This window comes from Aquabacterium sp., from assembly GCF_041909175.1.
Taxonomy (GTDB): Bacteria; Pseudomonadota; Gammaproteobacteria; order Burkholderiales; family Burkholderiaceae_C; genus Aquabacterium.
Window position 1 is genome coordinate 163226 of sequence record NZ_JAYRDZ010000003.1, and the last position, 23760, is coordinate 186985.

Annotated in this window: 18 protein-coding genes; 14 read left to right on the plus strand and 4 right to left on the minus strand. The window is 61.7% G+C overall.

Annotation, left to right across the window (positions count from 1 at the left end; translation table 11 throughout):
- The first annotated feature begins 47 nt into the window (after positions 1 to 47).
- From ACE3PH_RS05760 to ACE3PH_RS05775, 4 genes are all read left to right on the plus strand, one after another.
- Entirely contained in the window at positions 48 to 2645 is a 2598-nt protein-coding gene (locus tag ACE3PH_RS05760) for an ATPase, T2SS/T4P/T4SS family (RefSeq protein WP_374317042.1), read from the plus strand.
- A 231-nt stretch (positions 2646 to 2876) separates the two neighbouring features.
- Positions 2877 to 4799: a PrkA family serine protein kinase gene (locus tag ACE3PH_RS05765; RefSeq protein ID WP_374317043.1), complete on the plus strand. Its 1923-nt coding sequence runs from the start codon at positions 2877 to 2879 to the stop codon at positions 4797 to 4799.
- A gap of 57 nt (positions 4800 to 4856) precedes the next feature.
- Positions 4857 to 6152 (plus strand): YeaH/YhbH family protein, encoded by a 1296-nt coding sequence (locus ACE3PH_RS05770; RefSeq protein WP_374317044.1) that lies wholly within the window; start codon positions 4857 to 4859, stop codon positions 6150 to 6152.
- Positions 6149 to 7684, plus strand: coding sequence for a SpoVR family protein (locus ACE3PH_RS05775; RefSeq protein WP_374317045.1), 1536 nt, complete (start codon positions 6149 to 6151; stop codon positions 7682 to 7684). Before ACE3PH_RS05770 ends, ACE3PH_RS05775 begins: the two co-directional genes overlap by 4 nt.
- Before the next feature lie 13 nt (positions 7685 to 7697).
- Here the strand turns inward: ACE3PH_RS05775 and ACE3PH_RS05780 are convergent, their stop codons facing one another.
- Complete coding sequence (locus ACE3PH_RS05780; protein ID WP_374317046.1) at positions 7698 to 9671, minus strand: DUF1631 family protein; 1974 nt, start codon at positions 9669 to 9671, stop codon at positions 7698 to 7700.
- Between the two features lie 188 nt (positions 9672 to 9859).
- Between ACE3PH_RS05780 and flhB the strand changes: the two genes are divergently transcribed.
- The 6 genes from flhB to ACE3PH_RS05810 are packed head-to-tail and all read left to right on the plus strand — an operon-like array spanning position 9860 to position 17845.
- On the plus strand, positions 9860 to 11017 hold the full coding sequence (gene flhB / locus ACE3PH_RS05785) for a flagellar biosynthesis protein FlhB (RefSeq protein ID WP_374317047.1): 1158 nt from the start codon (positions 9860 to 9862) through the stop codon (positions 11015 to 11017).
- Complete coding sequence (gene flhA, locus ACE3PH_RS05790) at positions 11014 to 13119, plus strand: flagellar biosynthesis protein FlhA (protein ID WP_374317048.1); 2106 nt, start codon at positions 11014 to 11016, stop codon at positions 13117 to 13119. The genes flhB and flhA overlap by 4 nt, the downstream gene beginning before the upstream one ends.
- Positions 13116 to 14819 (plus strand): flagellar biosynthesis protein FlhF, encoded by a 1704-nt coding sequence (gene flhF / locus ACE3PH_RS05795; RefSeq protein WP_374317049.1) that lies wholly within the window; start codon positions 13116 to 13118, stop codon positions 14817 to 14819. The genes flhA and flhF overlap by 4 nt, the downstream gene beginning before the upstream one ends.
- A 49-nt stretch (positions 14820 to 14868) precedes the next feature.
- Positions 14869 to 15699 carry a flagellar biosynthesis protein gene (locus ACE3PH_RS05800; protein ID WP_374317050.1) on the plus strand — a complete coding sequence of 277 codons (831 nt, stop codon included), beginning with the start codon at positions 14869 to 14871 and terminating at the stop codon, positions 15697 to 15699.
- A 17-nt stretch (positions 15700 to 15716) separates the two neighbouring features.
- Positions 15717 to 16430, plus strand: a complete 714-nt coding sequence (locus ACE3PH_RS05805) for an RNA polymerase sigma factor FliA (protein ID WP_374317051.1) — start codon at positions 15717 to 15719, stop codon at positions 16428 to 16430.
- A 2-nt stretch (positions 16431 to 16432) separates the two neighbouring features.
- Positions 16433 to 17845 (plus strand): methyl-accepting chemotaxis protein, encoded by a 1413-nt coding sequence (locus ACE3PH_RS05810; RefSeq protein ID WP_374317052.1) that lies wholly within the window; start codon positions 16433 to 16435, stop codon positions 17843 to 17845.
- A gap of 5 nt (positions 17846 to 17850) precedes the next feature.
- Here ACE3PH_RS05810 and argF read toward each other — a convergent pair whose 3' ends face one another.
- Together argF and ACE3PH_RS05820 are read right to left on the minus strand one after the other, a co-directional pair.
- Complete coding sequence (gene argF, locus ACE3PH_RS05815) at positions 17851 to 18783, minus strand: ornithine carbamoyltransferase (RefSeq protein WP_374317053.1); 933 nt, start codon at positions 18781 to 18783, stop codon at positions 17851 to 17853.
- A gap of 8 nt (positions 18784 to 18791) precedes the next feature.
- Positions 18792 to 19991: an aspartate aminotransferase family protein gene (locus tag ACE3PH_RS05820; RefSeq protein ID WP_374317054.1), complete on the minus strand. Its 1200-nt coding sequence runs from the start codon at positions 19989 to 19991 to the stop codon at positions 18792 to 18794.
- Between the two features lie 373 nt (positions 19992 to 20364).
- On the opposite strand from ACE3PH_RS05820, the gene ACE3PH_RS05825 reads away from it, so the two are divergent.
- From ACE3PH_RS05825 to cowN, 3 genes are all read left to right on the plus strand, one after another.
- Entirely contained in the window at positions 20365 to 20703 is a 339-nt protein-coding gene (locus tag ACE3PH_RS05825) for a DUF3579 domain-containing protein (protein WP_374317279.1), read from the plus strand.
- Positions 20704 to 20719: 16 nt separating this feature from the next.
- Complete coding sequence (locus tag ACE3PH_RS05830; RefSeq protein WP_374317055.1) at positions 20720 to 21280, plus strand: Crp/Fnr family transcriptional regulator; 561 nt, start codon at positions 20720 to 20722, stop codon at positions 21278 to 21280.
- 77 nt (positions 21281 to 21357) lie between these two features.
- Complete coding sequence (cowN, locus tag ACE3PH_RS05835) at positions 21358 to 21666, plus strand: N(2)-fixation sustaining protein CowN (RefSeq protein WP_374317056.1); 309 nt, start codon at positions 21358 to 21360, stop codon at positions 21664 to 21666.
- 70 nt (positions 21667 to 21736) lie between these two features.
- Here cowN and rpsT read toward each other — a convergent pair whose 3' ends face one another.
- Positions 21737 to 22027, minus strand: a complete 291-nt coding sequence (gene rpsT / locus ACE3PH_RS05840) for a 30S ribosomal protein S20 (protein ID WP_374317057.1) — start codon at positions 22025 to 22027, stop codon at positions 21737 to 21739.
- Positions 22028 to 22191: 164 nt separating this feature from the next.
- On the opposite strand from rpsT, the gene murJ reads away from it, so the two are divergent.
- Complete coding sequence (gene murJ / locus ACE3PH_RS05845) at positions 22192 to 23754, plus strand: murein biosynthesis integral membrane protein MurJ (RefSeq protein WP_374317058.1); 1563 nt, start codon at positions 22192 to 22194, stop codon at positions 23752 to 23754.
- Positions 23755 to 23760: the final 6 nt, after the last annotated feature.

The window sequence follows — 23760 nt, forward strand, 5'->3', positions numbered from 1 at the left end:
ATGGCAATCATTCACGCCTGCAGTCTGGCCGTGTACCTAGGAGTGCCATGTCCGAGTCCCCTTTGCCACCATTGAACTGGGATGGCCCTTTGTCGGAGCCAGGCAACGGTGCGCCTGAGACGGCCGCAACGCCACCGATGCCGACATTGATGCTGCCTGGCGATGTCGAAGACGAGACCGAGTCGGTCGGCTTCTGTTGGCCAACACCGCCGTTTGCGATCTACCCGGCTGCCAGCCAGCAAATCGAGCATGAGCCTTGCGAGATCGAGGGGCTCAACGGTCGGATCATGAAGGGCCGGCTGAGCTTCTTCGTGCCGGAAGAAGAGGTGGCGCACATCCAGGTGCCACCGTCGCGCACGACGATGGCGCTGCGCTTCAACCAGTTTCGCAGCCTGCATCTGACGCGGGTCTTCAAGCCTAAAGCGGCCACGCTGGACGAGGCGGACCCGCATGCGCACATGCTGACGCATCGGGCCTGTGTGTCCTACCGGGTGACGTTCACGTCTGGCGAGGTCAAGGAAGGGCTGACCATGGGTCATGCCGAGACAGACATCGGCCTGTTCCTGTTTCCGCCGGTTGATGACGCCGGGGATGTGACGCGGCTCTTCGTGCCGCGCGAGGCCTTGGGCCATTTCGAGGTGGGTGCCAAGATCGGCGAAGTGCTGGTGCACAGCCATGCGGTCACCCAGGAGGCGGTGGAGCAGGCGGTCGAGGTGCAGGCCCAGATGCGCAACCAGAAGCTGGGCGACATCCTGCTGACGCAGCATGTGGTGACACCAGATCAGCTGATGGATGCCATCCGCCAGCAGAGCAAGATGCCGATGGTGCGCATTGGCGAAGCCCTGATGGCCCTGGGGCTGATCACCCAGACGCAGCTGACGGATGCACTTGAGCGGCAAACACATGACCGCAGCGTGCCCTTGGGTGAGTTGCTGGTGCAGATGGGGCTGGTGACCCGCCATGACCTGCAGACTGCGCTGGCCCGCAAGATGGGCTACCCCCTGGTTGATCTGGACAAGTTTCCCATAGAGGCCGATGCCTTGCGCAAGGTGGCCTTCGGCATCGCCCACCGGCTGATGGTGGTGCCCTTGCTGCTGCGCGATGGGGCGCTGATTGTCGCGGTGGAAGACCCGAGCAAGCGCTTGACCTTGTCCGAGCTGGAGTTCATCACCCAGTGCAAGATCGTGCCTGTGCTGGCCATGCACACCCAGTTGGAGTGGGCGCTCAAGGATGCCTACGCCAAGATTGGTGCCGACGTCACCACAGATCCCTATGGTCGCAACAACGCCTTGTCTGGCGAGTTCGATCTGGAGTTGCAGTCGTCCGATCAGCTCATGGAGAGCCTGGAGCGGGAGCGTCAGGAACCCTTGCAGGAGGATGAGCCGGCCATTGAGCAGAGCGACAACTCGCTGGTCAGGCTGATCAACACCATGATCATCGAGGCGCACAACCAGGGCGTCTCCGACATCCACATTGAAAGCTATCCGGGGCGGGAAAAGGTCCGGGTTCGCTTCCGCAAAGACGGTGTCCTCACGCCTTACCTGGAGTTGCCGCACAACTACCGCAGCGCCATGATCGCGCGGATCAAGATCATGTGCGATCTCGACATCTCTGAGCGCCGCAAGCCTCAGGATGGCAAGATCAACTTCGCACGTTTCGTGCCGCAACACAAGATCGAATTGCGGGTGGCGACCATCCCCACCAACAACGGGATGGAAGATGTGGTGATGCGGATCCTGGCTTCGGCCAAGCCTTTGCCACTGGACAAGATTGGTCTGAGCCCGTCGAATCTGGATCGTCTGAAGGAGGCCATGGAGCGTCCATACGGACTGGTGCTGTGCGTGGGGCCAACAGGTTCCGGCAAGACCACGACCCTGCATTCGGCGCTGAGCTTCATCAATGTGCCGGAGCGCAAGATCTGGACAGCGGAAGACCCGGTTGAAATCACCCAGCCGGGCTTGCGCCAGGTGCAGGTCACCCCCAAGATCGACTGGACGTTTGCCAAGGCTCTGCGGGCTTTCCTGCGGGCCGACCCGGATGTGATCATGGTCGGTGAAATGCGCGATCAGGAAACGGCGAGCATGGGGGTCGAAGCCTCCTTGACTGGTCACCTGGTGCTGTCGACCCTGCACACCAACAGCGCGCCTGAAACCGTGACCCGCTTGCTGGACATGGGGATGGATCCGTTCAACTTTGCAGACTCCTTGCTGGTGGTGCTGGCGCAGCGTCTGGTGCGACGTCTTTGCAATGAGTGCAAGGTGGCCGAACCCGCTTCCGAGGACGAGGTCGAGTTGATGTTGCGGGACTATCTGCAGGTGGTTCCCAAGGGCGTGCCAGCCTTCGAGCCGGCCGCGGTCCTGGCTGAGTGGAAGCGGCGCTTTGGTCGAGATGGCCAGCTCATGAAGTTCCACAGTGCCGGCTGCCCCAAGTGCAACCAGACCGGCTACAAGGGCCGTGCGGGGGTGCATGAACTGATGACCATGAGCCGGGAATTGCGTCGGCTGATTCAGACCGGTGGGCGGGCTGAGGAAATTCAGCAGCAGGCCATGCGGGAAGGCATGCATACCTTGCGTCAGGATGGCCTCGAGAAGGTGCTGGCAGGGATCACCTCTATGGAGGAAGTGCGTGCCACAAGCAACACTTGACGCGTCTAATTTGGATGACTTGCACGCACTTCATAAAAAAGGTGCAAGATAGGCCCAAGGGAACAGCAAAGATAAGGGGTCCAATCCTGTCAAGTCAGGCTCTGGTCTGATAGCTGTTTCAACGATCTTTGGTGTTATGGCGATGCTTGTGTGGTCGCGCCGGGTCACCAGACGTTTTGCCGGCGGATCCCCCAGCATTGATGGCTTGTGTCGATGGTTCTGGAGGTCTGCATGGACGTGATCAGCAACTTCGCCGCGCGCTACGAGCGCACCCGTGAGGAAGAGTACTCGCTGGAGGAATACCTCGAGATCTGCAAACGGGACAAGACAGCCTTTGCCACCGCCGCCGAGCGCATGCTGCTGGCGATCGGTGAGCCCCAGATGATCGACACGCGCAATGACCCGCGGCTGTCGCGCATCTTCACCAACAAGATCATCAAGATCTACCCCGCCTTCGAAGAGTTCTATGGCATGGAAGATGCCATTGAGCAGGTCGTCAGCTATTTTCGCCATGCCGCGCAAGGGCTGGAAGAAAAGAAGCAGATTCTCTACCTGCTGGGCCCGGTGGGCGGGGGCAAATCGTCGATTGCCGAGCGGCTCAAGCAACTGGCCGAAAAGGTGCCTTTTTATGCCATCAAGGGCTCGCCGGTGAACGAGTCCCCGCTGGGTTTGTTCGACCCCAGCGAAGATGGCCCTATCCTCGAAAAGGAATACGGCATTCCACGCCGTTACCTGCAGCGCATCCTCAGCCCCTGGGCCGTGAAGCGGCTAGAGGAGTTCGGTGGGGACATCCGCCAGTTCAAGGTCGTCAAGCGCTACCCGAGCATCTTGAAGCAAGTGGGCATTGCCAAGACCGAACCGGGTGATGAGAACAACCAGGACATCAGCTCGCTGGTGGGCAAGGTCGACATCCGCAAGCTGGAAACCTATGCCCAGGACGACCCCGATGCCTACAGCTATTCGGGCGGCTTGTGCCTGGCCAATCAGGGGTTGCTCGAGTTCGTGGAAATGTTCAAGGCACCCATCAAGGTGCTGCACCCCTTGCTGACGGCCACCCAGGAAGGCAACTTCAAGGGCACGGAAGGCTTCGGGGCCATTCCGTTTGATGGGGTGGTGCTGGCCCACTCGAACGAAAGCGAGTGGAAGGCCTTCCGCAACAACAAGAACAACGAGGCCTTCCTCGATCGGATCTACATCGTCAAGGTGCCGTACTGCCTGCGCGTGAGCGAAGAGGTCAAGATCTACGAGAAGCTGGTGCGTGGCTCGTCGCTGTCGGCGGCCCCCTGCGCTCCAGGCACGCTGAAGATGATGAGCCAGTTCGCCATCCTCACGCGCCTGAAGGAGCCTGAGAACAGCAGCATCTACAGCAAGATGCAGGTGTACGACGGCGAGAACCTGAAGGACACCGACCCCAAGGCCAAGTCGATCCAGGAGTACCGTGACTACGCGGGTGTAGACGAAGGCATGAGTGGTGTGTCCACGCGCTTCGCCTTCAAGATCATCTCGAAGGTGTTCAACTTTGATGCGGCTGAGGTGGCGGCCAACCCGGTGCACCTGATGTACGTGCTGGAACAGCAGATCGAGCGCGAGCAGTTCCCGGCCGAGACCGAGCAGAAGTACATCGCCTACATCAAGGAGATGCTGGCGCCGCGCTATGCCGAGTTCATTGGCAAGGAGATCCAGACGGCCTATCTGGAAAGCTATTCCGAGTACGGTCAGAACATCTTCGATCGCTACGTGACCTACGCCGATTACTGGATTCAGGATCAGGAGTATCGGGATACCGACACGGGCGAGATTTTCGATCGCGCGGCACTGAATGCCGAACTGGAGAAGATCGAAAAGCCGGCCGGCATCGCCAACCCGAAGGACTTCCGCAACGAGATCGTCAATTTCGTGCTGCGTGCACGTGCCAACAACGGCGGCAAGAACCCGCTGTGGACCAGCTATCAGAAGCTGCGCACGGTGATCGAGAAGAAGATGTTCAGCAACACGGAAGAGTTGTTGCCGGTCATCAGTTTCAACGCGAAGGCCAGCGCCGACGAGGTCAAGAAGCACGAAGACTTCGTCAACCGCATGGTCGAAAAGGGTTACACCGCCAAGCAGGTGCGCCTGCTGTGCGAGTGGTACCTCCGCGTGCGCAAGTCATCCTGACGGTGGGGCTGCGGCCCCGCTGACAGGACGCCCAGGACGTGCAGAAACGGACATCCGATGCGTCAACACATCATCGACAGACGGCTGGCAGGCAAGAACAAGTCGATCGGCAACCGGGAGCGCTTTCTGCGGCGCTACAGAGAGCAGGTCCGCAAGGCGGTGCAGCGTGCCATCAATGGCCGCAGCATCACTGACATCGAAAAGGGCGAAGACATCACCATCCCGAAGCGGGATTTGTCACAGCCTGTGTTCCACCATGGCGATGGGGGCACACGCGATGTGGTGCACCCGGGCAACCGCGAGTATGTGCAAGGTGACCGCATCGACAAGCCGCAAGGTGGTGGGCAGGGTGGTGGCGGGAGTCAGGCCAGTGACAGCGGCGAGGGAGAGGATGACTTTGTCTTCACCCTGAGCAAGGAAGAGTTCATGCAGGTCTTTTTCGAAGACCTGGCCTTGCCGAATCTGGTCCGCACGGCGCTGGCCGAGATTCCGGAATGGAAGAGCCACCGGGCTGGTTTCTCCAGTGATGGCACGCCCAACAACCTGCACGTGGTGCGCTCGATGCGTGGTGCCCTGGGACGCCGCATTGCCTTGGGTGCATCCAGCCGCCGCGAGATCCGTGAACTGGAAGAGCGGCTGGCCGCGTTGCGTCGAGAGGAAGAGGCGGGCGACGATGCGCTCACCCACGACCATGCGGTCGAAATCGAGCAGATTGAAGCGCGGCTGGCGCATTTGTACGGGCGGGTCAAAGGCATTCCCTATTTGGACCCGATCGACCTGCGCTACCGCAGTCGGGTGAGGGTGCCGGTGCCCACCACCAAGGCCGTGATGTTTTGCGTGATGGATGTGTCGGGTTCGATGGATGAGCAGCGCAAGGAACTGTCCAAGCGATTCTTCATCCTGCTCTACCTGTTCCTGACGCGGCACTACGACAAGATTGAGCTGGTCTTCATTCGCCATCACACCCAGGCGCAGGAGGTCAACGAGAACGACTTCTTCCATGCGACGGAAACCGGGGGCACGGTGGTGTCGAGCGCCCTGGTGCTGCTCGACGAGATCATCCAGGCCCGCTACCCGACCCATGAGTGGAACCTGTATGTGGCGCAGGCCAGTGACGGGGACAACTGGCACCATGATTCGCCCCGGTGCCGGGAAATCCTGGAGGACAAGATCCTGCCGATGGTGCGCTACTTTGCCTATGTGCAGGTGGCGCAGCCTGAGCAGAATCTGTGGGACGAGTACATGGCGCTGTCGGAGACGCATGCGAACTTTGCCATGCGCAAGGTGCTCGACCCGTCGGAGATCTACCCGGTGTTCCGTGAACTCTTCAAGAAGGAAGGGGTGGACGCATGATCGACAAGCCCTTGCCCGGACCGTCGGACTGGTCGTTCGAGCTGATCGAGCAGTACCACGACATCATCCGCATGACGGCGGAGAGTTTTGAGCTGGACACCTATCCGAACCAGCTGGAGATCATCACCGCCGAGCAGATGATGGACGCCTATGCCAGTGTGGGCATGCCGGTGAACTACCGGCACTGGTCGTACGGCAAGGAGTTCATCGCCACGGAGAAGAACTACCGGCGCGGCTTCATGGGCCTGGCCTATGAGATCGTCATCAACTCCAACCCCTGCATCAGCTACCTGATGGAGGAAAACACCATGGCCATGCAGGCCCTGGTGATCGCCCATGCGGCTTATGGCCACAACAGTTTTTTCAAGGGCAACTACCTGTTTCGCATGTGGACGGATGCATCGTCCATCATCGACTACCTGGTCTATGCGAAGAACTATGTGGCGCGTTGTGAGGAGCGCTACGGGGTCGATGCAGTCGAGGAAATGCTCGACAGCTGTCATGCCCTGATGAACCATGGGGTGGATCGCTACCGCCGGCCGGGCAAGCTGTCGCTCGACAAGGAGTTGGCTCGCAGAGAGGAGCGTGAAGCCTATCTGCAGCAGCAGGTCAACGACCTGTGGCGCACTTTGCCACGGCGAGCTGACCGTGTGACCGAGGATGAGTCGGTGAGGCGATTCCCGTCGGAGCCGCAGGAGAACCTGCTGTATTTCATCGAAAAGAATGCCCCGTTGCTGGAGCCCTGGCAGCGCGAGATCGTGCGCATCGTGCGCAAGGTGGCGCAGTATTTCTATCCGCAGCGGCAGACCCAGGTGATGAACGAGGGCTGGGCCACGTTCTGGCATTACAACCTGCTCAACACCATGTACGACAACGGCTGGCTGACCGACGGCATCATGATGGAATGGCTGCAGTCGCACACGAATGTGGTTTTCCAGCCGCCCGTCGGCCACCGGGCCTACAGCGGTCTCAACCCCTATGCGCTGGGTTTTGCGATGTACACCGATCTGCGGCGCATCTGCGAAAACCCGACGGAGGAAGACCGGCTGTGGTTCCCTGATTTTGCAGGCTCCGCCAAGGGCGCTGCGCCGGGCAGCCATGTCTGGCTCACGACCCTGGACTATGCGATGCGCAACTTCAAGGACGAGAGCTTCATCGGGCAGTTCCTGTCGCCGAAGGTGATGCGCGATTTCCGGCTCTTTGCCATCCGTGACGAAGAGGAGGCCAGCACCTACGAGGTGAGTGCCATCCATGACCAGGCTGGCTACCAGGCCTTGCGGGAAACCTTGTCCAGGCAGTATGACCTGGGCTCGCGCGAGCCCAATATCCAGGTGTGGAGCGTCAACCTGCGTGGTGACCGCTCACTGACCTTGCGTCATACCCAGCACAACGACAGGCCGCTGGGCGAGAGCACCCGGGAGGTGCTCAAGCATGTAGGGCGCCTGTGGGGCTTCACGGTGCACCTGGAAAGTGTCGACAACCAGGGCCATATCAAGCAGAACTGGACGGTGGTGCCGGCCACCGCCGACTGAGTCGGCTGGCGGTTCAGTCGTCCAGGTCCTGCATCAGGCTGTCAACGGCCCGTTGCATGATGCTGCGCTCTTCCAGACTGGTGGCCAGGCCTTCGTGGCGCAGCCGCTCCAGCGCCCTTTTGCTCAAGGCGTGCATCTGGCTGGTCTTGTTGTTGGTGAACAGGAAGAAGCGGCGGTTGGCACTGGCCCACAGCATGCGGGCAGTGATCCATTCACCTTCCACGAACAGTTTGTACCAGGCGCCGCTGCGCAGGGAGTCCAGCCAGCGGTCCACGGCTTCTTCGGCGAGGGACTCGTCGTGTTCGTCACCCAGGCCCATGGGAATCGTGGGCAGGTCACCCAGGCCCGTGTTCATGACGGGCTGCACCTCGTCAAACTCGAAACCGCTCTGGCCCATGGGGGGGAAGATCTCGTCGCGCATCTGCTGGACGAGCTCCTGGGGGGTCAGCTCTCGTGCAGGTTTGGGCATGGCTCGCAGATAGCGACCATGGATGCCGCGCAACTCGTCCAGCAGCGCACCGCGGTCCTCTGTCGGCATGTCGATCAGGGCCATGCCCTGGCGGATGCGTTCGATCAGGTCAGGCAGGTTCTGTCGCAACGCATCGCGCTCAGCCAGGGTGGTGGGGCGTTGCAGGCTGCCGATGAGGTCTTCCACCACGCGGAGCATGGACTGAATGAGGGCTTCATCGTGCTCAGGTGAGGACATGGTCTTGGCCATGACCTCGACCCAAGGCCCCAGCAGGAAGCTTTGTACCAGTTCCACGACCGGGTTGGCCAGCAGTTGCTCGCGGACCTGCTGGCGCAGGATGGGCATCAGCGTCTGCTGGTGGTCTGCGCGCTCCAGTCGGCTCACCGCCTGTTGATTGGGCTTGAGTTGGGCCTGATCCTGTTGCTCGATGAAATCCTGAATCTGGGAGATCGCCTCTTCGTACTGGTCCGCCAGCGGGGTGGGGGAGGTGGAGAGTTGCTCGATCAGCGGTTCAAGAAAGGCTTGAAACTGGTGCAGCTGGATGTTGTCGGTGTTTTCATACCCCGTGGCGAACGAGGCAATTTCGTTGATCAGGCGCCACGCCGGGTGCTGTGCCGTGCGCAGCACGCGGGGATCTTGAACGGCCATGCGTGACACGGCCGCTTCCAGCTGACCGATGAGGCGGCGGATCCCGGGTTGGAGTTCGGTATCCTGGACCATCTGATTGAACAGCCCAGACAGCAGGTGGAGGGTCTTGCGCTCGCTGGGCGACAGCGGCGCAGTGTCGTCCGCTGCCACGGGAACCCGTTGGGCCAGATTTTGCAAGGCGCCAGGTTGGGTGATGTCCACCTCGGAGTGGTGGGTGGTGCGGGGATGGGTCACGGCGCGGTAGGCCAGGGGGCTGACGCCTTGCTGCTGCAAATCGGCGCAGACGTCCGCGTACAGCCCCTGCAGGCGATCAGCCAGCGCTTTGCCCCCAAGGCGCAGCAGCATGTTGCGACCGGCCGGAGGCAAGCCGAGGCTTTGTACAGCCTTGCTGAAACCCCGTGCATAAATCACGGGGCGAAAAGGGTTGGCCTCAGGGCGCAGGCTGATTTCACCTTGCAGCGTGGCCGACAGGGCCTGCAGCTCACGCCATTCCCACTCGGCTTTCAGTTCGACGAGCTGAACCGTCCGCGAGATCTCGATGTCGACCTCGGCCTGGTCCTCATCGACCAGCGTCAGGTCATCGAGTCTCAGGGAGTCGAGGGTGGGCTTGCCTCCAACGCCCGTTCCCTCGTCATAAGACGATTCGATGGTCTTGATGAAGCTGGATTCGAGTGCGGCCTCAAAGCGCAAGCCCTGACTGGCGAGGGCTTCCGACACCTGAAAAAGCTGACTGCGATCTTGCGCCATGGCGAGATCGGCACTGGCGCTGCGCAGTGAATTTCGGACGTCATTGACGATCAGGTGCGCCAATTCGGCGCTGCGACCGAGGACGTGTCGATAGTGGCGTTGGAATGCCGGCGTGTTGGCCATATGGGTCTGGAGCTTAGCGGAGAACCGCCATTGTCAGTACAAGGAAATAAGCCGGTTTGCATGGGGGATTGCACCGGCTTGGCTACAAGCCAATGAATAGCAGGTTTTGGGCCCTGCTTATCCGGCTAAAGATTTTTTACATGTCCTGAAGAATCGGGCCAGCACCGCAGTTTTTTTGTTTGCACGCCATGGCCGACGACAGTTCACAGGACAAGCAGTTACCCGCCTCGGAGCGGAAGCTGAGAAAAGCCCGCGAGGACGGGCAGGTTGTCCGTTCGCGTGATCTGGGCCACTTTCTAGTCATCCTGGCTGCCACCGGGGTGTTGATCGCATTGACCCCCGTGTGGATGGAGCGCCTGCAGGAGCAGTTGCATGCGGGGCTGCGCTTTGATGCCCGCAGTGTCGCCAATCCCGATGTGATGTTCGAGCGTCTGGGCACCTGGAGCAGTCAGGCGCTCATGATGGTGGTGCCCTTTGGCCTGGGTGTGGCCTTGGCATCGGTCGCCGCAGCGGTGCTGTCGGGCGGCTGGGTGATGTCCTTCAAGGTGGTGTTTCCCAAGTTTGGCAAGCTCAACCCGATCGCCGGGGTGGGCAACCTGCTGTCCAAGCAGCAGATCATCGATGCCCTGAAGGCCTCTGCGCTGGGTCTGATCATCGGCGCTGTGGGTGCTGGCGTGCTCTACAAGGTCTGGCCCAATCTGGTCGATTTGCTGGCCAAGCCCTTGCCCTCGGCATTGGCGGACCTGGGGCAGCTCTTCAAGCAGGTGCTGATGTCGATGCTGCTGGTGCTGGCAGCTTTTGCCTTGATCGACTGGCCCTTGCAGCGTTTCCTGTTCATGCAGCGCATGCGCATGAGTCATCAGGAAGTCAAGGACGAATTCAAGCAGCAAGAAGGCAATGTCGAGGTCAAGCAGCGCATCAAGCAGCGCATGCGTGAAATGGCCCGCAAGCGCATGCTGGCAGCGGTACCTACGGCCGACCTGGTCGTCATGAACCCGACTCACTATGCCGTGGCCTTGAAGTACGACGAGGCTTCCATGGGGGCGCCGCGTGTGGTGGCCAAGGGGCTGGACCTGCTGGCCATGCGCATTCGCGATGTCGCCACGGCCAGCAAGGTGCCTGTGCTCGAGGCACCACCGCTGGCCCGTGCCCTGTACGCCAGCACCGAGGTCGACGCCGAGGTGCCGATGGCGCTTTACAACGCCGTGGCCCAGGTGCTGGCCTACGTCTACCAGCTCAAGGCTGCCCTGGCTGGCCGGGCACCGTTGCCTGGCAACCTGCCAGATCTGCAGGTGCCGGCTGAACTCGATCCGCAACACGGCAAGGTCGTGGAGGCTGAAGCATGAACCCGATGCTGCAACAAGTGCAAAACCTCCTGGGAGGCAAAGCCAAACACATCCAGATGCTGGGTGCCCCCATCGTCGTCCTGCTCGTGCTGGTGATGATGGTGTTGCCCCTGCCGCCGCTGGTGCTGGACATCTTCTTCACCTTCAACATCGCCATGGCGTTGATGGTGATGATGGTGTCGGCCACGATGCTGCGTCCGCTGGACTTCGCCGCCTTCCCGACCGTGCTGCTGCTGACCACCTTGCTGCGGCTGTCGCTGAACGTGGCGTCGACCCGCGTGGTGCTGCTGCAAGGCCACACGGGTCCCGGCGCAGCGGGCCGCGTGATCGAATCCTTCGGGCACTTCCTGATTGGCGGCAACTTTGCCGTCGGGATCATCGTGTTTGCCATCCTGGTGGTGATCAACTTTGTGGTGGTGACCAAGGGGTCCGAACGGATCGCCGAAGTGGGGGCCCGCTTCACCCTGGATGCCATGCCCGGCAAGCAGATGGCCATCGATGCGGACCTCAATGCGGGTCTGATCGATGAGAAGGAGGCCAAGCGCCGCCGTCGCGAAGTGGGTGAAGAGGCCGAGTTCCACGGTGCCATGGACGGTGCCTCGAAGTTCGTGCGTGGCGATGCCATTGCCGGCATCCTGATTTTGTTCATCAACATCATTGGCGGCTTCGTGATCGGGGTGGCCCAGCACGATCTGTCGCCCGGTGATGCAGCGAGCTCATATGTGCTGCTGGCCGTTGGTGATGCGCTGGTGGCCCAGATTCCTGCGCTGCTGATCTCGGTGGCTGCGGCCATGGTGGTGTCACGGGTCGGCAAGGACCAGGACATGGGCGCGCAGATTGCCGGCCAGATGTTCCGCAATCCGAAAGTCATCGGGGTGGCTGCGGGGGTCATTGGTCTGCTTGGCGTCATCCCGGGCATGCCGTTCCTGGTGTTCGTGCCGTTCGCGGCAGGCCTGGGCTACTGGGCCTGGCACCTGCAGAAGCAGGTTGAAGCCGCTGCCCGGGCGCCCAAGCCCGTTGACAAGCCGGCCGATGCACCAGCGAACAATGGCGAAGCGACCTGGGACGATCTGCAGCCTGTGGACACGCTGGGTCTGGAGGTGGGCTATCGCCTGATCCAGCTGGTTGACAAGGACAGGGGTGGGGACCTGCTTACCCGCATCAAGGGCGTGCGGCGCAAGTTTGCGCAGGAAGTGGGCTTCCTGCCGCCGTCCGTGCACATCAAGGACAACCTGGAGCTGCGGCCCAGCTTCTATCGCATCACCTTGCGTGGCGCCATCGTCGGCGAGGGCGAGGTGTTCCCCGGCATGCTGATGGCGATCAACCCGGGGCATGTGACGAATCCCATCAAGGGCACGGCTGCGGTGGACCCGGCCTTTGGTCTGCCTGCCGTCTGGGTGGAGGAGCGCCAGCGTGAAGCCGCGCAAATGGCGGGCTACACCGTGGTTGATCCATCGACCGTAGTCGCCACACATCTCTCACACTTGATGCAAGTCCATGCAGCCAAGTTGCTTGGCCGGGTCGAGACCCAGCAACTGGTAGAGCATGTGACGAAGCTGGCCCCCAAACTCATTGAAGACGTGGTCCCCAAGATGGTCGGAATCGCCACCCTGCAAAAAGTGCTGCAACTGCTCCTCGAAGAGGGCGTGCACATCCGTGACATGCGCTCCATCATCGAGACCATGGCAGAGCAGACGGCCATGTCGCCGCAGATCGCCAGCGACCCGACCGAACTGGCCCGCCGTATCCGCATCGGGTTGGCCCCGGCCATCGTGCAGCAGATCTATGGTCCGGTGAAGGAGCTCGATGTGATCGCCATCGAACCGGATCTGGAGCGTCTGTTGACCCAGGCCCTGACCTCGCAGAACGGCCCGATGCTCGACCCGGGCGTGGCCGACCACCTGACCCGCCAGGCCGCCGAAGCCACCCAGCGCCAGGAAAACATGGGTCACCCGGCCTGCCTGCTGGTGCCCGATTCGATCCGCCCGATGGTGGCCCGACTGATCAAGCGCGCAGCACCCCGTCTGAAGGTGCTGGGCCACAGCGAAATCCCTGAAACCCACTCGATCCGCATTGGTACCCTGATTGGAGGCCACGCATGAACGTCAAACGCTTTACCGGACGGAACTCTCGTGAGGCTATGCAGAAGGTCAAGCAGGCCTTCGGCGACGACGCCGTGGTGCTGTCGACCAAGCCGGCACCCGAGGGGGGCATTGAAATCCTGGCGATGGCGGGCGACAGCGTCCCTGCGATCGAGTCATATGCGAAAGAACCGGAGGTCGCTGTCGAGCCGGCTCTGTCGCGCGAAACAGCGTCCCGCCTGCGTGACAAGCTGGGCCGCGATGAGCCCGAGATGGATGGCCGCAAGGAACCCTCGGCAGGTCGCACTGGTGCATCTGGCCTGGTCGCTTCGGTACAGGACGATGTCAAGCAACTGGCCATGAGCACCTTGTCCTTCCAGGACTACGTGCGCGAGCGCATGCTCAAGCGTCGCCAGGCTGCACTGAAGACCCGCACCGAGCCCGCGCTGGAAGGCACGCCAGAGCAGCAACTGTCGCAGCGCCTGGGTAGTGTCAATCCTCGGCCTGCGCCGGTGTCTGCACCGGCCGCCCATGTGGATCTGGCAGAAGCACCGCGTGCAGCACAGGTGCTGCCTATGCGTGCTGAACCGCCCGTGGTGCGCGAAGCTGTTCAAGCTGCACCGAAGGCTGTGGCGGCTCGTCAGCCGGCACGTGCTGTGGTTGCCGACATGGACCTGAGCATGGCTGCGGTCACGCCCAGCCGTGCGCCAGCCAGCGAGCGCGTCGATGCAGCCACCGCCCAGGCGCTCAAGGCTGCACAAGACGCCAATGCCTCGATGCTGGAAGAGCTGCGTGCGATGCGCGCCATGATGAAAGAGCGCTTCGAAACCATCGCCTTCATCGAGAAGCTCGGTCGTACACCCGCTCAGGCCAGCCTCGCGCAAAAGCTGCTGGACGGTGGTTTCTCGCCGGTGCTGATCCGCAAGATGCTGGACGCGATGCCAGCCGATGTGAGCAACGGCGCCCAGGACGAGCACAACTGGGGTGCCCAGGTGCTGCAACGCAACCTGAACACCGCAGACAATGAAGCTGCCATCGAAGACCAGGGTGGCGTGTTTGCCCTGATCGGCTCGACCGGTGTCGGCAAGACGACCACCACAGCCAAGCTGGCTGCGATGTTTGCAGCCAAGCATGGTGCACAGAACCTGGGCCTGATCACGCTGGATGCCTATCGCGTGGGTGCCCATGACCAACTGCGCGCATACGGCCGCATCCTGGGTGTGCCGGTGCACATGGCGCATGACCGTGCTGCCCTGGAAGACCTGCTGGAATTGCTGTCCGGCAAGAAACTGGTGCTGATCGACACCGCAGGCATGGCCCAGCGTGATGGCCGTACCAAGGAGTTGCTCGACATGCTGGCGCACCGCAGCATCCGCAAGGTGCTGGTGGTCAATGCCTCGTCTCAGGGTGATGCCATTGAAGATGTGATGACGGCCTACCAGGCTCATGCCTGTGCCGGCGTCATCCTGTCCAAGCTGGACGAGGCCGTGAAGCTCGGGCCGGCTCTGGATGCCCTGATCCGCCACAAGCTGAAGGTGCTGGGCGTGGCCAATGGTCAGCGCGTGCCAGAAGATTGGCATCGCCTGTCGGCACAAGCCCTGGTTCACCGTGCCTTGCGTGCCAGTCTGAACCCCGCATACCGACTGGACCCCAACGAAGTGAGCCTGGTCTTTTCCACGCCCTCAGCGGGAGAAACGGTCATGCGCTCGGCCGCCATGTGAGCATCGTTCGAATCGACGTTTTGCCTGATCAACACAAGAAGTCAAGACCATGATCAGTTCTTCCAGATCGTCGGCCCCGACCAACCGTCCGGTCGATCAGGCCCAGGGTCTTCGCCAGATGTTCGCGACACGGGTGCTGAGATTCGTGCCTGTGGTCGCCAACAGTGCGGCAGCCCCATACGGCGGCGTGGTGCTGGAGCGGCTGTGTACCGCCTACGGCGCCATGGGCCTCCACACTTTGGTGGTCGATGCGAGCGAGCAGGCCCGGGCTCCGGGTGAGCTGGCTCAGTTCGATCTGAGCGAGGGTGTAGAGCAGCTGTCGCCGGATGTCAGTTACCTGGCGGCCCGCGGTCTGCCGTTGAAGTACGCAGACACCCGCGGCTCATGCAGCGCCTTCATGGATGCCGTGGCCGATGCTGCACCGCAATGCGATGTGGTGCTGGTGCACGCCTCTGCCAGCGAGTTGGTACGTGTCTTTGGCGATCGTGCCAAAGCGCACAACCTGAGACCCCTCGTTTTCTCTGATGACCGGCCAGAAGGCCTCACGAGCGCGTATGCTGGCGTCAAGCTCATGAGTCAGCGCGCACGCTGGATGGCCTATGACCTGCTGGTCTGTGCTTTACCCCAGTCTGACAGAGCCGATGCCATTGCGCAGCGGCTGGCTCAGTGTGCCGACAGTTTTCTGGGGGTCGCGCAGCGTCAGTGCGTGCGCATCAATCCACACGAACCGTCGAGCCTGGATCCGGGCGCGCGGTTCATCGAACTGGCGGCAGGGCTGTTGCAGTGTGCCCTGCCTCATACCCTGGGTGACTCGGCATTCGATCACCTCGTCTCACCAGGTGCGGCCCTGCCTTCGCGCATGGCCCCCGTTCTCAACTGATGTTCATGGAGCAGCACATGTACACCGCCAAAGGCCGCCTCGATATGGACGCCATGCTCCGCCAGTACAGCCCACTGGTTCGGAGACTGGCGCACCAGATGATTGCCAAGCTGCCGGCGAACGTCGAAGTGGATGACCTGATCCAGGTCGGCATGATCGGCCTCAGTGATGCGCTGACGCGGTTCGACGCAGGGCAGGGCGTGCAGTTCGAGACCTTTGCGACGCAGCGCATCCGAGGTGCCATGCTCGACGAGTTGCGTGGTGCCGACTGGATGAGCCGGGGCACCCGCAAGCAGCAACGTGACATCGAGGCCGCTGTTCACAAGCTCGAACAACGTCTGGGCCGAGCGCCGCAGGAAAGCGAGATCGCCAAGGAGATGGGCATGTCGCTGGTGGATTACCAGGAGATGCTCGGCAAGGTGCGCGGCACGCAGCTCATCCACCTGGAAGACATGAGCGGTGAAGATGGCGACAACGACTTCCTTGACCGCCATGTCAGCGACGAAGGCAGTGACCCGCTCAGCCTGCTGCAGGACCATCGTATGCGTACGGCTCTGGTCGAGGCGATCAAGAATCTGCCCGAACGTGAGCAGTTCGTCATGAGCATGTACTACGAACAGGATATGAATCTCAAGGAGATTGCGGCAGTATTGGGTGTCACCGAATCTCGCGTCTGCCAGCTCCACAGCCAGTCGATCGCGAGGTTGAGGGTCAAGCTCCGGGAGTGGTAGCCATGTTTTTCGATTTCTTGCGCAAGGAAGCGTCCGCAGTACCCCACCGTGCCAGCGAGGCTGATTCAGCGCTTGAAGTCGATGGCGCGCAAGCCGCAGGCAAGCCTTGCAGTTCCGAGGTCTACGAGCTCGCGCAGACGCTGCAACAAGATTCCAACGGCTTGGGTATGGAGGCCGCCGAGTTGCGCGGCACGCTGGAAGATGCCTCCGGTGTAGCCCGGAGACAGGCCGAAGCGTTCGGCTCGCTGGTGACCCAATTGCAGGACATCGGCCAGGCCCAGCAGCGCATCCACGAGGTCAGCCACCAGAGCCTGAAGGCCGTGGAGCAAGCCCGAGACGGGGTGGGCCATGTTGGGCGAGAAGTGGGTGGCGTACTCGAGTCCTTGCACGAGGTGGCAGAAGCCGCCAAGCAAATCACCCAGATTGCTTTGCAGACCCGCCTGGTGGCATTCAATGCGTCGGTTGAGGCCAAGCGCGCCGGTGAGGCCGGCCGAGGCTTTTCAGTGGTGGCCGATGCTGTGAAGGATCTGGCGACGCAGGTCGAGGACACCTCGAAAGCCATCATGGGTACGGTGTCGCTGCTGGATGAACGCATCCAGTCGCTGTCGCGTGATCTGCTGTCTACCGATGAATCGGTCGAAAGCCTGGATGGCAAGTCGCGTCGCATCACCTTCCACCATGCGCTGACGCAGGTGGAAGAGGGGGTGCTCCATGTCACCGAGGCTGCCAACCGCAGCCGGGCTGCCTCAGAAGGCATCAACCAGCAAGTCGAGCAGATGAATGTGGAAGTCGGGCATACCCACGACGCCCTGACCACGGCGCTCAAGCGCAGCGAGGCTGTGCTGTCGGTTTCCGAGCGCCTGATGGACCTGATTGCCGGTTGCGGCGTCTACACCCCCGACACTCCCTATATCGAACAAGCCCAGAAAGTGGCAGGCCAGATCGGTGCCGCGCTGGAGCAGGCCATCGACCAGGGGCGCATCAGTCTGGACGGGCTGTTCGACGAGCATTACCGACCCATGGCGGGCACCAACCCACCTCAGCATGCGGCATGCTTCAATGACCTCACGGATGAGCTGTTTCCTCTCATCCAGGAGGCGGGGGTGGCGGCCTTGCCGGACGTGGTCTTCTGCATCGCAGCCGATCGAAACGGTTATATCTCGACGCACAACCAGAAGTACTGCCAGCCGCAGCGGCAAGGGGATGTGGAGTGGAACACCGCCCACTCACGGTGGCGGCGCATTTTCAACGACCGCACCGGGCTGGCTTCGGCACGCAACGAACGGCCGTTCTTGCTGCAGACCTACCGCCGCGACATGGGCGGTGGTCACTTTGTGATGCTCAAGGAAGCGGCTGCCCCCATCATCGTGTGCGGGCGCCACTGGGGCGGCTTGCGACTCGCTTACCGCTTCTGAGTTGATCAGCCGATCCGGCCCAGCAACAGGAACTCCATCAGGGCCTTCTGCACATGCAGGCGGTTCTCGGCCTCATCCCACACCACGGACTGCGGGCCATCGATCACCTCGCCCGAGACTTCCTCGCCGCGGTGTGCGGGCAGGCAGTGCATGAAGAGTGCATCGGGCTTCGCCACGGCCATCATGTCGCTGTCGACACACCAGTCTGCAAAGGCCTTCATGCGGGCCTCGTTTTCGGCCTCGTAGCCCATCGATGTCCAGACGTCGGTGGTGACCAGGTCGGCACCACGGCAGGCGTCCATCGGGTCCTTGAAGATCTTGTAGCAACTGGTGTCCTTGACACCGGCCACGGTCGGGTCGATCTCGTAGCCACTGGGCGTGCTCACATGCACCGTGAAGCCCAGCAGTTCAGCGGCTTGCAGCCAGGTGTTGGCCATGTTGTTGCCGTCACCGACCCAAGCTACCACCTTGCCCTGGATCGAGCCCCGGTGCTCGATGTAGGTGAAGATGTCGGCCAGGATCTGGCAGGGGTGGTATTCGTTGGTCAGACCATTGATGACCGGCACACGCGAGTTGGCCGCGAACTTCACGATCTTGGCTTGCTCATAGGTACGGATCATCACGATGTCGACCATGCGCGAGATCACCTTGGCGCTGTCCTCGATGGGCTCGCTGCGGCCCAGTTGGCTGCCATCGGTGGTCAGGTGCACCACCGAGCCACCCATCTGGTACATGCCAGCTTCGAAGCTCACGCGGGTGCGGGTCGAGGCCTTCTCGAAGATCATGGCCAGCGTGCGGTCGGCGAGCGGCTGGTACTTCTCGTAGTTCTTGAAGCGGCGCTTGATGATGGCAGCACGCTCGAACAGGTAGACGTATTCTTCGGCCCGCAGATCCTTGAACTGCAGATAGTGTTTGATCAGACTCATACCAGGCTTCATGGGTGGAATCAGGCAACAGCAGGTTCAGACAGGAACTGGCGCACCAGCGGGGCCAGGATGGCCACGATCTGGTCAGCTTCTTCGGTGGTCAGGATGAGCGGCGGCACCAGGCGGATGACCTTGTCGGCCGTCACGCTCAGCAAGAGGCCGGCTTCCATGGCGCGCGAGAGGATCACACCACAGGGGCGATCCAGCTCGATGCCAATCATCAGGCCCTGGCCGCGGACTTCGGTCACGCCGGCCACCTTGCCCAGCTCACGCTCCAGCGCAGACATGAGGTGCTGGCCCACGCGGCCGGCATTGGCCAGCAGGCCTTCCTCTTCCATGATCTTGATGGTTTCCACGCCTGCGCGCATCGACAGCGGGTTGCCGCCGAAGGTGCTGCCGTGGTTGCCGGGCTTGAGCACATGGGCGGCGCGTGGGCCGCAGACGACGGCACCAACAGGCACCCCCGAACCCAGGCCTTTGGCCAGCGGCATCACGTCAGGCTGGATGCCGGCCCACTGGTGGGCAAACCACTTGCCCGTGCGGCCGACACCGCATTGCACTTCGTCGAGCATCAGCAGCCAGCCTTTGTCATCACACAGCTGACGCACGGCCTGCAGGTACTCGATGCGGGCCGGGTGGATGCCGCCTTCGCCTTGCACGGTTTCCATGAACACGGCGGTGATGTTCGGGTGGCTGTCCGCCACGGCACGCAGGCTGTCGATGTCGTTGAACTTGACGCGCACAAAACCTTCAACCAGCGGCTCGAAGCCCTGGTGGACCTTGGGGTTGCCGGTGGCCGACAAGGTGGCGATAGAGCGGCCATGGAAGGCGCGTTCACATACCACCACTTCTGCACGGTCGATACCCTTGTCATGGCCATACTTGCGGGCAATCTTGAGGGCTGCCTCGTTGGCCTCCAGGCCCGAGTTGCAGAAGAACACATTGGTCAGGCCCGAGCGCTCGACCAGCATGCGGGCCAGTTCCTCTTGCAGGGGCACCTGGTAGTAGTTGCAGCAGTGGATCATCTTGGTGACCTGATCCTGCAGGGCGGCCACCAGTTTCGGGTGCTTGTGACCCAGGGTGTTGACGGCGATGCCGCCCAGCCCATCAAGGTATTCGCGCCCGTCGGTGTCCCAGACGCGGCAACCGTCCCCATGCGTCAGGGCAATGGGCAGGCGGCCATAGGTGGGCATCACATGGGGCATCGAAACGGCGGTCATGACGAATCTCTCAGAAAAAAAGAAAAGCGCAGAAGCAATGCTGCGCCGATGCCTATTCTAAGTAAAAGGCACGCAACTGACCATGTCCGAAACTCAAGGGCATGATCAAATGACCGAAGTCCTGTCATGAGGGATTGCCCTGGAGCCCTACCGTGCCACGGGGATTCCGGCCATGTCGCTTGCGACATCCTTGCATGTGTCCGACAATGGAGGTCTGTCAGCGATGGATACCACCCTTGAAGTCGTGACTACTCTGAAGGCGGTTGCCGAGGATGATCCTCTGACCGCCTTTCCTGTTCCCCGCAGCCAGCAGACACAATCTGCGACTGCGCCTGTCAATCTACCCATTGCACAGTCTGTCGGAAGCGCCACCGTGTCGACGCCCCCATCTCGCACCAAGCCCCGTGAAGTGTTCATTCAGGGTGTGACCTCAGCCGGTCGCACCTTTCGTCCAAGTGACTGGGCAGAGCGACTGGCAGGCGCCATGGCTTCTTTCAGACCAGGCGGGGTACAGAAGGGCATTGGCGCTCACATCGGGTACTCCCCATACTGCGTGCCGACCACGCTCGGCAATGTGAAATGTGTGGTGGTCAACGAAGCCTTGCGCGACATCGAACCGATGGCCTGGGACTTCGTGATGAACTTCGCCCGAGACAATGACCTGCAGGTGCTCGACGCCTGCCTGCTGCCTGACCCTCCGTCTGCGCGTTGAGCTGATCTGACGGGTCATGAAGCCGCACGACCTGTTGCAGTTTCTCGACTCCGTGGCTGGCCGGCCCTTCCTGGCCGAATTTGTGCTGCGCAGCTATGCCAAGGGGCAGGTCGTCAGTACGCCCGGTGGCGATGTCTTCACCACCCATACCCCGACCTTTGTCGAAGCGGTTCAGGCTTCCGAGTTGATGCTGGTCGACACGCGTCGGTTCGCCGTGCTGCTGGCGCAGGAGCCTGCAGCGGTCTCCGGCATCATGCGGGTGTTGGGCACCTTGCTGGGCAACACGATCGGGGTGGTCGAGAACCTCGTTTTCCGTGATGCTCGACAACGGTTCACCCACTTTCTGGTCAGTGTGGCCCGGCGGCAAGGCGGGGCGGATGCGTCAGGCCGCTGCCAGGTGCAGTTGGGTGTCACGCTGACAGAGGCCGCCTTGCTACTGGGGTCGACGCGGCAGACCGTTTCAGCGGTGCTCAACGACATGGTCCGCGAAGGTCTGGTGGAGCGCGTGGGGCGGCAGAAACTGATCATTCACAACCTGGTTCAACTCGATGAGTGGGGTGCGCACCTATCTCCGTGAACGTCGGCCAGCCGACGGACGGCGACCCGAGGCCTTCCTAACCTCCCGATGGTTTTGACCTTGTTCGGGAGTTGTGCATGTCTTGCTGTAAACCAGGATCGTCCGCCGGTGTGGATCGCTACACCACCTTTGCCGGGATCGACTGTGGCGGGAACACCCGTCGCGTGATGGTGCTCATCGAGCACCACACCTTGCTGCAGGTCGATAGACCGGATGCTGCTTTTTGGGCTTATTTTCACCAACGGCGCAACGCGCGCACCGCTGTGCAATGCGATGACCTGCTGCTGTTGGCGAGTTTCGTCAACCAGGTCCGCGAGTTGTTCGAGTCTTGCAGTGACGCTGATGGCATCACCTTGCTTGAGCAGCTGGAAGCAGAGTGCTTTTGAGCTGAAAAGCAAAAAGCCCGCCGAAGCGGGCTTTTGTTTGTGGACACCAACTGGTGGTGTCGACAGGAGATCAGGCCAGAGCCTTGACCTTGGCAGCCAGGCGGCTCTTGTGGCGAGCGGCCTTGTTCTTGTGGAAGATGCCCTTGTCGGCGATCGAGTCGATCACGCTTTGAGCAGCCTTGAAGGCGTCAGAAGCCTTGGCCTTGTCGCCAGCTTGCACAGCCTTCAGCACGCCCTTGATGGCGGTGCGGAACTTCGAACGCAGGGCAGCGTTGGCAGCGTTCAGCTTGATGTCCTGGCGAACGCGCTTGCGGCCAGAAGCGATACGGACGGTCTTTTTGGCTTTGGAAGAAGATGCCATGATGTTTTGGGCCTTGCTGATGCCTGGTGTCTGTGGCGGGATGTGCCCCGACAAGACAGCCCAATTCGCACCCGGCAAAGCCAAGTTGGTTGGAAAGCCGAAAAATATACCACGATCTGTCCGATCTGACTAGAGGGGTGAGGGTCGTTCCTATAATGGGCCGCATGAGCCTGTTGAAATCTGCCTCGATTGTTTCTCTGCTGACGCTGGCTTCCCGCGTAGCGGGTCTGGTTCGGGAGTTGTTGATCGCCGCCATCTTTGGTGCCAGTGCCACCACGGATGCCTTCAATGTCGCTTTCCGCATTCCGAATTTGCTTCGACGCTTGTTCGCAGAAGGGGCGTTTTCGCAGGCTTTCGTGCCCATCCTGGCCGAAAGTCGAACCCGCCAGGGGGACGCACCCACACACGATCTGGTGAACGCGGTCGGGACGGTGCTGTTTGGCGTGCTTGCCGTGGTTTGTGTGCTGGGGGTGATCGGGGCGCCGGTGGTGGTCTGGTTGATGGCATCCGGGCTGAAGGACAGCGGTGGGTTTGATGCTGCGGTGGTGATGACCCGCTGGATGTTTCCCTACATCGGCTTCATGTCCCTGGTCGCGCTCAGTGCGGGCATCCTCAATACTTGGGGGCGCTTTGGGGTGCCTGCTGCCACGCCGGTGTTGCTCAACGTCTCGATGATCGGTGCTGCGGCCTTCCTGGCGCCGTGGTTTCGCCATGTGGGTGTGGAGCCCGTCTATGCCCTGGCTGTGGGCGTGATGGTGGGCGGTCTTCTTCAGTTGGCCATCCAGGTGCCGGCCCTGCTGCGCATCGGCATGGTCCCGCGCATTGGTCTCACCCCCGCGCGCTGGCGCGCTGCGTTTGCGCACCCAGGTGTCAAGCGGGTGCTCCGGCAGATGGCACCTGCTGTGCTCGGGGTGTCGGTGGCGCAGGTGTCCTTGCTCATCAACACGCAGATTGCGTCGCATCTGGGTGCCGGTGCCGTGTCCTGGCTGACCTATGCCGACCGCCTGATGGAGTTTCCGACCGCCATGTTGGGTGTCGCCCTGGGGGTGGTGCTGCTGCCCCAGCTGTCGCGCGCACAGGCGAGCGGCAATGTCACCGAGTTTTCCAATTTGCTGGACGGGGGGCTGAGGCTGGTGCTGATGCTCGCCTTGCCCTGTGCCGTGGCCTTGCTGGTGTTTGCCAAGCCCTTGGTGGCGGTGCTCTACCACTATGGGCGCTTCAACCCACATGACGTGCAGCAGACGGTGCTGGCGCTGTCCTGCTACGGTGTGGGGCTCATGGGTTTGATCGGCGTGAAGGTGCTGGCACCGGGTTTCTATGCCACCCAGGACATCCGCACACCCGTGCGCATTGGTATCTTCGTGCTGGTGATCACCCAGTGCTTCAACGCCATTTTTGTACCGATGCTGTCGCATGCCGGGCTGGCCCTGTCGATCGGGCTGGGCTCGCTGGTCAATGCCGGCTGGTTGCTGGTGGGTTTGCGCCGTGCCGGGCGTTACCAGCCCACCGCCGGTTGGCTGGGCTTCTCTGTTCGTGTGGTGCTGGCCACGGCACTGCTGGGCGCGGGTTTGTGGGTGGCCGCCCAGCATATCGACTGGATCGGTTTGCGGCAGCAACCCTGGCTCCGCATTGGTGCCATGCTGATGTGCCTGGTCGGCGCTGCCGTGGTGTATTTCGGCACGCTGATGGCCTCCGGCGTGAACCTGCGCCAGATCTTCCGGCGCTGATGAGCG

Bases quoted from the DNA above. Each gene is read 5' to 3' on its own strand.
- ACE3PH_RS05830 (WP_374317055.1), top strand. From the start codon at position 20,720: ATGAAGCCGCACGACCTGTTGCAGTTTCTCGACTCCGTGGCTGGCCGG.
- ACE3PH_RS05805 (WP_374317051.1), top strand. From the start codon at position 15,717: ATGTACACCGCCAAAGGCCGCCTCGATATGGACGCCATGCTCCGCCAG.
- murJ (WP_374317058.1), top strand. From the start codon at position 22,192: ATGAGCCTGTTGAAATCTGCCTCGATTGTTTCTCTGCTGACGCTGGCT.
- ACE3PH_RS05820 (WP_374317054.1), bottom strand. From the start codon at position 19,991: ATGACCGCCGTTTCGATGCCCCATGTGATGCCCACCTATGGCCGCCTG.
- flhA (WP_374317048.1), top strand. From the start codon at position 11,014: ATGAACCCGATGCTGCAACAAGTGCAAAACCTCCTGGGAGGCAAAGCC.
- argF (WP_374317053.1), bottom strand. From the start codon at position 18,783: ATGAAGCCTGGTATGAGTCTGATCAAACACTATCTGCAGTTCAAGGAT.
- ACE3PH_RS05765 (WP_374317043.1), top strand. From the start codon at position 2,877: ATGGACGTGATCAGCAACTTCGCCGCGCGCTACGAGCGCACCCGTGAG.
- ACE3PH_RS05800 (WP_374317050.1), top strand. From the start codon at position 14,869: ATGATCAGTTCTTCCAGATCGTCGGCCCCGACCAACCGTCCGGTCGAT.
- flhB (WP_374317047.1), top strand. From the start codon at position 9,860: ATGGCCGACGACAGTTCACAGGACAAGCAGTTACCCGCCTCGGAGCGG.
- cowN (WP_374317056.1), top strand. From the start codon at position 21,358: ATGTCTTGCTGTAAACCAGGATCGTCCGCCGGTGTGGATCGCTACACC.
- rpsT (WP_374317057.1), bottom strand. From the start codon at position 22,027: ATGGCATCTTCTTCCAAAGCCAAAAAGACCGTCCGTATCGCTTCTGGC.
- ACE3PH_RS05810 (WP_374317052.1), top strand. From the start codon at position 16,433: ATGTTTTTCGATTTCTTGCGCAAGGAAGCGTCCGCAGTACCCCACCGT.
- ACE3PH_RS05770 (WP_374317044.1), top strand. From the start codon at position 4,857: ATGCGTCAACACATCATCGACAGACGGCTGGCAGGCAAGAACAAGTCG.
- ACE3PH_RS05780 (WP_374317046.1), bottom strand. From the start codon at position 9,671: ATGGCCAACACGCCGGCATTCCAACGCCACTATCGACACGTCCTCGGT.
- ACE3PH_RS05775 (WP_374317045.1), top strand. From the start codon at position 6,149: ATGATCGACAAGCCCTTGCCCGGACCGTCGGACTGGTCGTTCGAGCTG.
- flhF (WP_374317049.1), top strand. From the start codon at position 13,116: ATGAACGTCAAACGCTTTACCGGACGGAACTCTCGTGAGGCTATGCAG.
- ACE3PH_RS05760 (WP_374317042.1), top strand. From the start codon at position 48: ATGTCCGAGTCCCCTTTGCCACCATTGAACTGGGATGGCCCTTTGTCG.